Consider the following 11,950-nt stretch of genomic DNA (forward strand, 5'->3'; position numbering starts at 1 on the left):
GTGTAACGTTATTGTATGAAGCCATATTGCTAATACAGCAGTGTGGCTTTTTTATAGAGATAAGCATTTGAAGTAAAAGTGCTTTTTGTAGAAAGCCGAAAGCCCTATATGCGCTTCATGTATTCCAGTATGCTCGTACTCGATTGGTTATATCTTAACCGAGAAAGTTGCTTAATTTGCCTGATATATTATCAACTAAATTAATAATATTGTCTTCTTGCATGTTATAAGCATGGGATACGTAATTTGCTTTTGCGCCTATAAATTGATAGAAAAATCCTTTATTTACGCTTTTTTTAAGGTTTTTTGGCTATTTTATGGAGGTTTATATATAATAACACTTATATGTTCATGGCGAATTATATAAAATGGCTTTACATGTTGTAAAGTTTGTTGATAATATAATCTAAGTATTGATATCTATTGATAAATAATTTTATAAATTATTAAGTTGCTTATCTTTCAATAGATATCATTGCTTTAGATCAATTCCTCCTAAGGAAAGTATTACAACAAACAATGGAGCACGTTATGTCAGATTACGAAAACCGCTGGACAACTGTCAAAGTAGAAGTAACAGACAGTATCGCTTGGGTGACTTTCAATCGTCCAGATCAACGCAACTGTATGAGTCCAACGCTCAATCGAGAAATGATCGAGATACTAGAAACGCTGGAGCAAGATCCAGAAGCAGGGGTGGTGGTTATCACTGGCGAAGGCAGTGCATGGACAGCAGGTATGGATCTAAAAGAATACTTTCGAGAGACAGATGGCAAGCCTGAGATTGTCCAAGAGAGAACGCGTAGAGACGCCTGTCGATGGCAGTGGCAACTGCTGCGCATGTACAGTAAACCGACCATTGCAATGGTTAATGGTTGGTGTTTTGGTGGTGCTTTCTCGCCACTCGTGGCCTGCGACCTTGCCTATTGTGCTGATGAAGCGACCTTTGGTTTGTCAGAAGTGAACTGGGGAATTCCACCAGGTAATCTAGTGAGTAAAGCGATGGCTGATACTGTGGGCCACCGCGAATCCCTATACTACATTATGACGGGCGAACCGTTTAAAGGTAAAAAAGCAGCAGAGATGGGTCTTGTCAATAAAAGTGTGCCACTCGATCAGTTAAAAGCTGAGGTAGAAAAGGTCGCAAAAGTACTCTTGGAGAAAAACCCAGTGGTACTACGTTACGCAAAAAATGGTTTCAAACGTTGTCGTGAGCTGACATGGGATCAAAATGAAGACTATCTCTACGCCAAGATTGATCAGTGTGCTATGCGTGACCCAGAAAATGGACGCGCTGAAGGCATGCGTCAGTTTCTTGACGAAAAAAGCATCAAGCCTGGGCTACAAACGTATAAGCGGTAAGCGTCTTGTGGTTATAGCTTTGTGAAATAACCTGTTAAAAATACGATGATTTATTTGCTGCGAAGCCCTTCTAGGAAAGGGCTTTTCAATATTTTATTAAATCAAAAAATAATGAAAAATCTAAATAGCTATTACTTCTATCTTGAAAAGGAACTCCAATATGCATCAAGTCCAAATGATTATTAACGGTAAGTCGTGCCCTGCAACCGACAACACTACCTTTGACCATATTGGTCCAACCACTGGTGAAGTTGTCACCAAAGCCGCTGCTGGAAAGGCGGATGATGTACATAAAGCGATTGAAGCTGCCGCCGCTGCTTTTCCAATTTGGGCAGCGCTACCACCGAGTGAAAAAAGAATACGTCTACTAAAAGCTGCCGATTTACTTGCCTCAAGAGCAGAAGATTTTATCCGTATCGGCATGATTGAAATGGGGTCAAGTGGTGCATGGTACGGTTTTAATGTGCAGGTAGCTGCCAATATGCTACGTGACGCAGCAGGAATGGTCACTCAAATTCAAGGCGATATTATTCCCAGTGATACTGAAGGACGTATGGCGATGGCTTGGCGGGTGCCTTGCGGTGTAGTGGTAGGCATGGCGCCTTGGAATGCTCCTATCATATTGGCGACGCGAGCGCTTGCTATGCCATTGGCTTGTGGCAATACAGTTGTACTTAAAGCATCTGAAAATTGCCCTGCCACTCATGAGCTATTGATCCAAACCTTAAATGATGCAGGTTTGGGCGAAGGGGTCGTCAACTTGGTTACGCATAGTAGTGAAGATGCACCAAGTGTTGTGACGGCTCTAATCGCTCACCCCGCCGTTAAGCGCATCAACTTTACAGGTTCTACACATGTCGGGAAAATCATTGCCAAACAATGTGCTGAATACCTAAAGCCGGTCATTCTAGAATTGGGAGGAAAAGCGCCAGTTATTGTCTGTGAGGATGCGGACCTTGAAGAAGCCGCCAATGCCATTGCTTTTGGTGCTTTTTTTAATCAAGGACAAATCTGTATGAGTACAGAGCGTGTTTTGGTCAATGAGAAAGTTGCGGACAAACTGATTGAGTGTCTTAAATTAAAGATTGATGGTTTTGTTACTGGTTTGCCAACGGAGCAAGTACATATTGCTCACGTGATAAGTCAGCAAGCCGCTGATCGTATAAAGGCTCTGGTAAAAGACGCAGAAGATAAAGGCGCTAAAGCCATTACTGATTACGCTTTTAACGGTACGGCCATTAGTCCAATCCTACTAGAGCGCATCTCTCCAAAGATGCAAATTTATACGGAAGAGTCCTTTGGTCCTGTCTGTACCTTGGAGCGAGTAGCAGACGATGATGAAGCGATTTTGAAAGCCAATGCCTCAGAGTTTGGACTGTCTGCTGCTATTTTTAGCCAAGATATTGGTCGCGCTATAAATCTTGCCAAACGTATCGAAAGCGGCATATGTCATATCAATTCTGCCACTGTAGACGATGAAGCACCTATGCCATTCGGCGGTGTCAAATCTAGTGGTTATGGGCGCTTTGGTAGTAAAGCTTCAATCAGCGAATTTACTGAACTTCGCTGGGTCACTATGCGTAGTACGCCAAAACATTATCCGATTTGATATAAGGGACAACAAGGTACAAAAAGGAAGAAAATAATTAGAAATAAAGGAATATTTCATGACTCAATTTACCTATCACAGCTATCCAGAACGCGCTGTTGCTGTCGGTAGCAACGATGCCATCGTTCGCCAAAAGAGTGATTCAGAAGGCGATATTTATTACATAAAAGCTGACACGCCGTTGGGTAATTACCCCGATTTTTTATTTGATAAATTATATGACTATGCCAAAAAATATCCCGACAGAGTACTGATCGCGCAACGTGAGTTAGATGAGGCTACTAATAAGCGTGGTGACTGGATCAAACTGACCTACAGTGAGGTGCTCACTAAGGCGCGCAGTATCGCTCAAGCGTTGCTTAAATATGATCTTTCAGCAGAGCGCCCATTGATGATCTTATCTGAGAACTCACTGGAAGTGTTTTTGCTCATGTGCGGCGCGATGCTGGCAAACGTACCTTATGCCTTGGTGGTACCTGCCTACTCATTGGTCGCCAAAAACCCCGATAAATTGCAGTACGTAATCGATAAACTCACGCCAGCCATATTTTATGCTGGTGATGGTAAGGGGTTTTTGCGTCAGCTCAAGGCTTGTGGTCAGACGGACAAACCGATTATAACGTCGACGGGCAATATTGATGGGGAATCGTGCCTACACCTTAATGATTTTCTAACGACTGACGCGACAGATGAGGTGGAGCAAAAACACGAGCAAATGACAGCAGACAGTATCGTCAAATTCCTCTTTACCTCAGGCTCCACAGGCAACCCTAAAGTCGTGCCCACGACTCACCGTATGCTGTGTAGTAACCAGCAAATGCTCAAGCAAGGCCTTTGTTTGACAGAAGAAGATCCACTAGTATTGGTGGATTGGCTAAGCTGGCATCATACATTTGGTGGCAGTCATAACCTTGGTATCGTACTATACAATGGCGGAACGTTTTATATTGATGATGGTCGCCCTGTTGCTGGTAAGTTTGATGAGACCATTCGCAATCTCAAAGAAATCTCTCCCAGTAAGTACTTTAACGTACCCGTTGGTTGGGCGATGCTTGCCAATGCCTTAGAGGAGGATGAAGCACTGCGCGATAATTTTTTCAAAAAGGTCGATTTGTACTTTTTTGGCGGTGCTAGTTTATCAGCCGAGCTATGGCAACAACTGGGTGATATCAGTTATCAACACTGCGGCGAAAGAATCCGTATTATGTCGGGCATCGGTATGACAGAGACCTCACCCTCTTGTACCTTTACCACGGGTCCATCGAATGACACGGCGAGCTTTGTAGGTGTGCCTGCAGCAGGTGTTGAAATAAAGCTAGTACCTATGAAGGACAAGACAGAGCTGCGTATTAAAGGACCCCATGTGATGCCAGGATATTGGCGGCATGATGCTGCCAAATCCAATGCAGCAGACAGTTTTGATGAAGAAGGGTTTTACTGTACTGGTGATGGCGTACTGCCTTACAACCCTGACGATCTGTCAGAGGGCTTGGTATATGATGGCCGTATTGCCGAGGATTTTAAATTAACCACAGGTACTTTTGTCAATGTGGGCGAACTGCGCAACCGTATGGTATTACAAGGCATGGGTCTGATTGAAGATGTGGTGCTCACGGGTGAAGGTAAAAGTGAAATCGGGGCATTCGTGTTTGTGAAAGAAAAAATGGCACGCAAGTTAACCACGCTAAGTGATGCTGGGCTCAAGCAGGTACTAGAGCATGATCGATTGCAGGCATGGTTTAGCGACTTTATGGGCAGCATCAACGACGGGTATGAAGCCAGCTCAAAAAGGATTACCCGTATATATTTGATGGAAAATCCGGCCAATGTGGTTGAGGGAGAAAAAACGGACAAAGGTAACCTCAATCAGCGAAGACTGCGCAATAATAGAATGAAAGAAATGAATAAATTATACGGAGACAAAGCAGATAAATTGAGGTTTTTGGCCAAATAGCTTAACATGATACGCTAGGATGCGCCCTCAATCTGAACGAAAGCGCCTAAATGAGGACACGCTCTAGAATGCCTAATACTGTCGAGCAAGGAAAATCCATTGAATAACATACAATCAAGCAAGCCTACTGGCAATGCGCCGACCGTTAGCTATAGCGTTGGTAAGCTTGACAAGCTCGTTAGTCAACAGCTCAGTGAATTACTCTCAGAGCTGGATGTCAGTTTGCCTCAATTCACGATGCTATCAAACCTTCATCTACATGGTGAAATGGCAAACTCTAAACTGGCATCACGATCATTTATCAGTCCGCAAGCCTCTAATCAAATCATCAAAACGATGGAAGAGAAGGGATGGATCAGTAAAAGTGATGATCCTAACCATGGACGTATTTTACTGATCGGCCTGACGCCAAATGGGCAAGCGGTTTATGAACAATGCAATGTAAAAGCAATGGCGTTTGAAAGTAAAATGCTCGCAGGCCTGCCTGCAGAGAATATTATGATGCTAAAAGCCACGGTGCAGCGACTGATCACAAACTTAAAACACGACTAAAAAAGCATCTGGTTTTGAGAGACATTGGATCTTATAAGATCTTGAGTGATAAGCATAAATAAAACCGATACGTTTAGAGCGTATCGGTTTTATTTATGGCGAGTTTTTATTTTGGACTCATACAGTCAATACAATATCAAGGAAGGATGACCGATTAGAATTTATATTTTGCCATCACTTCGACCTCTTGACCTTTTAAGCGCCATGGTAGGGTGGTATCGCTGCGATCTCGCCATTCGATACCAACATCAAGATTGGGTAGGTATTTATAAATAAGGTTGGCGCTTTTTATATCAATCGAGTTGCTGGCTTCATCATCCACATTGACCTCGCCATAGCGCATATTACCGCGCAGTTTTGGCGTAAAAACGTGACTATAGCCGATGCTAAAGCCTGTTTGTGAGACGAGCTTACCATTCTCGGCATCACAGTTGACACTGACTGGGGTGAGCGCTCCTGTGGTACACACGCCTGAGTATACTCCCATACCTTTGCCAGTATAGACGCTACCATGTAGCGACCCATCGCCTAGCGTAAGCTTACCTGCTAATGACGCACCAATACCGATGTCTGAATCCGAATCATCTTCAATACTCGTACCCGCTTCACGACCAGTCACTGCGGCAGTATAGCCAAAATCAGCGATATTGTCGCTATAGCTTATGACCATATCAGGTAAATTGGCATCCTCGTACACAGGATCTTGAGCGGTCACCCGTAGCCCATCGTTCACATAATGGAATGTCAGGTCTGGACGAACATAAAGCCCACTACCAGCGATGGTCCCAAAGCCTGTACCATAGAAATCAAGCTGTTCAGTGAGACGGGGGGCAACGGCAAAAAACTGACCGCTCCATGTTTTACCTACCGTAAATTTGTCATATTGCATAAAAGCGTGGCGTAATCTTAATTCAGGCGTTCCGCTATCATAACCCGTATACTCTCCATAGAAATCGCCTTCAATAAAGCCTGTCAGTTTTTTATCATCAACAAGCGTAGTGGCTTTGAGATTAATTCTTGATTCTCTTATATTGCCTTCAAAATCAGAATCTTTTTCATCAGGTGAAATAAACATCCCTTCTGCTTTAATATAACCCCCGATACTTAGCGTTGTGTCCCCGTCAGTTACGACATCTATTGCTTGTACATTGGTACATAGGGATAAGGTGGATACCGCAAACAATATCGGTTTTAGATTACGCATATATTTTACACTCCGTGTTTGTTTTAAAACCAAAGTCAAGCGTGCCAAAAGTCACGCGCGCTATTCACCACTGTTGGGTACTTATAGCGACTTTAGCCTATAAAAAAATAGTGCAGATCATGTCATCTGACACTAACCAATTCCTTTTGTTTTCTACCTTTATGCGCTGACTACAGCGCTTCAACACTCGCTCTTTACTGTATACTTTCTCAAGAGTAATGCCCGCTCATATGACATCATGACAGGGCTCAAAGCCTTATTGTTCGCTGTCTACAAAACAGAGCTTAGAAAGATACTTGAGTACCTATGACACGTATGACTGAGCGCGTAGTAAACCCCTCATAATTGATAAAAACAATGCAGCTTTTTACCAGTTGTTAAGGTTTTGTTAACTCGAGTTACAAGATAGCAACTTATCTAAATTATTGTCAAGCTTCTTTATAAAATAGTTTGACATATTTATGATAAAGACCGTAATATACAAAAAATATAAAGGATTCATAAATTTATATATAGATTTTTAAAATTATATTGTAAAGAAGGTTTATAATATAATGAGTGGTCGTGGAGCAATTAAAACTCAAATAAGAGAGCGTATTTGAGTCGTCCGCTTTGTAATACAAGAAATAAATATAATGTCGCTCTCACTCTATTAATCAAAAGGATTTGATGATGTCTAGCGATAATGCACATTTCAGAACTACTTGTACTAAGTCTACTCTCAACTTACGCCACCACCTTTCTATGTTGACACTGTCACTGGTATTACCATTGACTCTGACGGCTTGCAGCAGTGGCTCCGAAGCCAAAGCGGGCAGCGCTGATGATGTGGTAGTACTGCGTATGTCACATTTCATGCCTGCACCATCGGCAATGAATGCTGATATATTTGAACCTTGGGCCAAAAAAATCGAAGATGAATCCAATGGCCGTATCAAAATCGAGAATTTTCCTGGATCGACGCTGACCAAACCCTCCGATACGTATGAGGCTGTGGTAAACGGTAGGGTGGATATCGGTATACAGCTGCAAGGTTATACCAGTGGCCGCTTTCCATTGTCACAAATCGCTGAATTACCCGGTCTATCAAACTCAGCTTCTCAGATGAGCTGTCTGATGCAGACGTTGTATGACAATGGGACTATCGCAAGTGAGTATGAAGATTCTCATGTTATATCGCTGTACGGCCTTGGTCCTGGTGTACTTCATAGTACTAAACTGATTGTCAAACCTGAAGATATGAGAGGCCTACGTATACGCCGACCTTCTGCGGTGGCCGGTGATATTATAGAAAGTATGGGCGCCGCTCCTGTTGGGTTGCCTGCGACCGATATTTATACCTCGTTACAGCGCGGGGTTATTGATGGTTTGAGCTTGCCGTGGGACGGCGTACCCATATTTCGTGTGAATGAGCTGGTCAAAAACCACACCAATATTCCGCTTTATTCCTCTAGCGTGGTCATAAATATGAACAAAGAAAAATACGATTCATTACCACCTGACCTGCAAAAAGTTATTGATGATAATTCTGGCATGGTATTTGCCAAAAAAGTGGGTGATATGCTCAATGAAAACGATACCAAAGCCTTGCAAGATGCCAAAAATGCGGGTGACACCATCGTGGATATTCCTGATCCACTCAATGACCCAGCGTGGTCAAGTCTCTTAAAACAAGGTACACAAAAATACCTTAATTCTGTAAATCAAAACGGGGTCGATGCTGATGCCGTATATGAGCAGGTAAAAGCAGCTAGTGAAGCCTGTAAGGTGTAAATTTGATGTGATGTTTCATCAGAAGGAAGTTTTATGCATATCTATAACGCACCGCTGTCAGACATGCGTTTTTTATTGACAGATGTTTTTGATGCGCCATCATTTTGGCAGGCGAATGACAGCTTGAACCATATCGATATGGATACGGTGGATATCGTTCTTGAATCTTTGTCCAAGTTCACCAAAAACGTATTACTGCCTTTGAACCGCAGCGGCGATGAAGAAGGGGTTGGTTTTTCGCATGATGAAGAAGGCTATGGCGCGGTCAGTACGCCGACTGGGTTCAAACAGGCTTATGAGCAGTATAAAGAAGGCGGTTGGGTTGGTTTAGGGGCAACACCAGAGTACGGTGGGCAGGGATTTCCTAAAATGGTATCTATGTTTCAAGAAGAGATGATGTTTAGTACCAATCAAGCATTTGCGCTTTACCCCAACCTTGCATTGGGTGCAGGCCTGTGCTTATTAAAGTCAGCTTCTGAGACACAAAAAGACATGTATCTGGAGAAAATATACGCTGGCGAATGGGCAGGCACGATGTGTTTGACAGAAGCACATGCAGGGACGGATTTAGGACTGATCAAAACCAAAGCGGTGCCTAATGAAGATGGCAGCTACAACATCACTGGCAGTAAGATTTTTGTGACAGGTGGTGACCATGATCTGACGGAAAATATTATCCATTTAGTATTGGCAAAAACACCCAACGCACCTGCAGGCTCGAAGGGGATTTCTTTATTTATTGTACCTAAGTATTTGATTAAAGAAGATAGTTATGGTGACCATCAAATTGGTACGCGAAATACCGCTTCGGTTGGTGCTGTTGAGCATAAAATGGGTGTCAAAGGTTCAGCAACCTGCGTGCTAAATTTTGATAAGGCCAAAGGTTGGATGGTTGGGGAGGAGTTTACAGGGCTTGCCTCTATGTTTTTGGTGATGAATTACGAGCGTTTGGCAATCGGTATGCAAGGCATCGCCGTCACTGAGCTGGCGTATCAAAACGCCGCCGCCTACGCCAACGATAGACTGCAATCCCGTAGCGACTCTGGGATAAAAAATCCTGATAAATCAGCAGATGCTTTAATTCATCACGCCGACATACGTCGCATGCTCCTTAATGCTAAATCTCATGCCGAAGTATCGCGCTGTTTTGCGATGTATGTTGCCAAACAATTGGACATTGCAAAATATAGTGATGACAAGCAATTGATCGCCACGGCCAATGCGCGTGTTGCCTTATTGACACCGATTACCAAAGCCTTTTTGAGTGATAAAGGGTTTGAGGCAACGGTTGATTGCCAGCAAGTATTTGGTGGGCATGGTTATATCTGTGACGCGGGGATGGAGCAGATCGTACGCGATGCGCGTATTGCCCAAATATATGAAGGGGCAAACGGCATTCAGGGTTTAGATCTACTGGGGCGCAAAGTTGCCAAAGATAGCGGCGCAATGCTTTTTGACTTTTTAACTGAAATACGCCGTTTTATTGCCAATATGCAAGCGGATCATGGCATCAAGCAAGCCACACTGAAAGCGGCTGATAACCTTGAGTGTTTGACTAAGATTTTACTAAATAATATGAGCGAGCGTAAAGACGATGTCAATGGTTGTGCGGTCAATTATTTACACGCCACTGGTTATCTGTGCTTTGCTTATATGTATGCCATGATGGTGGCGGCCAGTCAGCATAAAGAAGGTGTGTTTTATGCCAATAAGCTTAAATTGGCAGACTACTTTATCGATCATATATTACCTAGGATGCAAATGCATATGGAGTTGGCTCAAGCAGGTAGCCAATCTATGATGGCTTTTGATTTAGCCTATTTCGAACCTGCGTGACTCAATGGCAGATATCAATCCGTTATCTATTCGCTTAATCCAGTCATCAGATAGTGATGAGTATCCGTTCACTGGTGAAGAGACTGCTATCTTTAAATCGGCAAGTCTGAATGACTTAAATGACGCGTATGTCGCGCTTGAAAAGGCGCAGCAAGCGTAGAGTATGACCAATACTTACATCATGAGTCATATCATTGAGCAAGCCGTGCAGGTCCTTGTTCTATGCTGGAGTTGTGACCATTATTAGCCCTTTTAATTTTCCATTAGTGTTGGTTATGCGTTCGGTTGTCACGGCGTTGGCAAGTGGGAATGCGGTATTGCTGAAGCCAGCACTACCACTTTTAAAGATCACCTACCAATCTCTATAACAAGCAAACACAAAAAAGCAGATATCATCGATATCTGCTTTTTTTATAACCCAAAGCTATTTTTCAAATCGCTACTTTCAGCAATTAAGCTTGAGGCGTGATTAAGTATTTCTCACCAGTCGCTTGTTTACCGTAAGCCGCGATTGACTGTAAATGTAATACTTCAGCCAATGTCACTTCATGCGTATAGCTGCTTGCAAACGTGGTGGTGATTTCTTCTGCTACACGTTGGCGCATTTTAACGACGGTTTTGGTGCCCAATTTGCCTAGCGCATTGAACAGTAGGAAACCATTTACACCCCAAGAAAAACCAAAGTTACGGTTTAGGGTGATAGGGCCACGGTTTAGCGCGCCGTAGATGTAGGCTTGCTTGAATGTGTTAGAGCCATAGACGCTGTATTCTTCTACGTCACGAGTGATAGCTGCTTCCATACAGTTAAGAATGTCACTGCTTAACTGACCGCCACCGATAGGGTCAAACGAAATCGTAGCGCCTGTTTCAGCAATCGCAGCGGTCAAATCAGCAAGGAATGTCTCACTGCTTGAGTTGACCACATATTTTGCACCCATATCGCGCAATAGCTTTTCTTGCGAGTCTTTACGTACGATATTCACTAAATCAACACCGTCTGCCATACAGATACGGTTTAGCATTTGACCCAAGCTAGATGCTGCTGCGGCATGTACGATAGCTTTGTGACCTTCAGCGCGCATGGTTTCGACCATGGCAAGAGCGGTAAGCGGGTTTACAAAAGAAGATGCGCCTTCTTTTGCTGTGGTGCCTTCTTTTAGCTCTAAGCAGCTTTGGACATTGACGCAATGATATTGACGATATGTACCGCCACCGATCACAGCAACAGTTTTACCCATTAATGCTTGTGCGGCTTCTGATGAGCCTGCTGCGATGACTGTACCCGCGCCTTCATTACCGACAGGCGTGTCTTTATTCACCCGCGTTTTCAGTGCTGGCATGAACTTAGCTGGCACGTCAGCGGTAATAACTGGGTTCTCATCTGTACCTGATTGCGCAGCAGTTGACATGTCAGCTGCGCTGAACATCACCCCAAAGTCAGATGGGTTTAATGGCATGGCTTCCATGCGAACAACAACTTCATCAGTACCTGGCTGCGGCATATCAATTTCTTGTAGAGCCAATGTCAGTTTGTTGTCTTCGCTGATGGTTGAGGTCAGTTGGATATTTTTGTCAGTCATAAGGTTTGCTCCTGCAAATAGTTAGATTTTTTGGTCCATCCCTTTACGGTATTGGCCGTTCTTTAGGTTATTGAGATTGA

The 11,950-nt window shown here is 43.5% G+C and carries 9 protein-coding genes and 1 pseudogene; 8 read left to right on the forward strand and 2 right to left on the reverse strand.

Annotation, left to right across the window (positions count from 1 at the left end; genetic code table 11):
* The first annotated feature begins 531 nt into the window (after positions 1 to 531).
* The 4 genes from DXK30_RS00005 (at position 532) to DXK30_RS00020 (ending at position 5,477) form a co-directional block, all read left to right on the forward strand.
* A complete protein-coding gene (locus tag DXK30_RS00005) occupies positions 532 to 1,362 on the forward strand; it encodes a p-hydroxycinnamoyl CoA hydratase/lyase (protein ID WP_114700634.1) in 831 nt (276 codons plus the stop codon).
* Positions 1,363 to 1,522: 160 nt separating this feature from the next.
* Complete coding sequence (locus DXK30_RS00010; protein ID WP_114699914.1) at positions 1,523 to 2,971, forward strand: aldehyde dehydrogenase; 1,449 nt, start codon at positions 1,523 to 1,525, stop codon at positions 2,969 to 2,971.
* A 58-nt stretch (positions 2,972 to 3,029) separates the two neighbouring features.
* Entirely contained in the window at positions 3,030 to 4,925 is a 1,896-nt protein-coding gene (locus DXK30_RS00015) for a feruloyl-CoA synthase (RefSeq protein ID WP_114699915.1), read from the forward strand.
* A gap of 99 nt (positions 4,926 to 5,024) precedes the next feature.
* Positions 5,025 to 5,477: a MarR family winged helix-turn-helix transcriptional regulator gene (locus DXK30_RS00020; protein ID WP_114699916.1), complete on the forward strand. Its 453-nt coding sequence runs from the start codon at positions 5,025 to 5,027 to the stop codon at positions 5,475 to 5,477.
* Positions 5,478 to 5,631: 154 nt separating this feature from the next.
* On the opposite strand, the gene DXK30_RS00025 is transcribed toward DXK30_RS00020, so the two are convergent.
* Positions 5,632 to 6,681: a hypothetical protein gene (locus tag DXK30_RS00025; RefSeq protein ID WP_114699917.1), complete on the reverse strand. Its 1,050-nt coding sequence runs from the start codon at positions 6,679 to 6,681 to the stop codon at positions 5,632 to 5,634.
* A gap of 744 nt (positions 6,682 to 7,425) precedes the next feature.
* On the opposite strand from DXK30_RS00025, the gene DXK30_RS00030 reads away from it, so the two are divergent.
* The 4 genes and pseudogenes from DXK30_RS00030 to DXK30_RS12770 all read left to right on the forward strand — a co-directional run.
* Positions 7,426 to 8,454, forward strand: coding sequence for a TRAP transporter substrate-binding protein (locus DXK30_RS00030; protein ID WP_114700635.1), 1,029 nt, complete (start codon positions 7,426 to 7,428; stop codon positions 8,452 to 8,454).
* Positions 8,455 to 8,487: 33 nt separating this feature from the next.
* Positions 8,488 to 10,290: an acyl-CoA dehydrogenase C-terminal domain-containing protein gene (locus DXK30_RS00035; protein WP_114699918.1), complete on the forward strand. Its 1,803-nt coding sequence runs from the start codon at positions 8,488 to 8,490 to the stop codon at positions 10,288 to 10,290.
* A gap of 4 nt (positions 10,291 to 10,294) precedes the next feature.
* Positions 10,295 to 10,450: a hypothetical protein gene (locus DXK30_RS12685; protein ID WP_162799494.1), complete on the forward strand. Its 156-nt coding sequence runs from the start codon at positions 10,295 to 10,297 to the stop codon at positions 10,448 to 10,450.
* A gap of 67 nt (positions 10,451 to 10,517) precedes the next feature.
* Positions 10,518 to 10,619, forward strand: a pseudogene (locus DXK30_RS12770) (aldehyde dehydrogenase family protein); the annotation flags it as partial.
* 123 nt (positions 10,620 to 10,742) lie between these two features.
* Here the strand turns inward: DXK30_RS12770 and DXK30_RS00045 are convergent.
* Positions 10,743 to 11,870 carry a zinc-binding dehydrogenase gene (locus DXK30_RS00045; protein WP_114699920.1) on the reverse strand — a complete coding sequence of 376 codons (1,128 nt, stop codon included), beginning with the start codon at positions 11,868 to 11,870 and terminating at the stop codon, positions 10,743 to 10,745.
* Positions 11,871 to 11,950: the final 80 nt, after the last annotated feature.

Origin of the sequence: Psychrobacter proteolyticus, from assembly GCF_003350005.1 — a bacterium.
Taxonomy (GTDB): domain Bacteria; phylum Pseudomonadota; class Gammaproteobacteria; order Pseudomonadales; family Moraxellaceae; genus Psychrobacter; species Psychrobacter proteolyticus.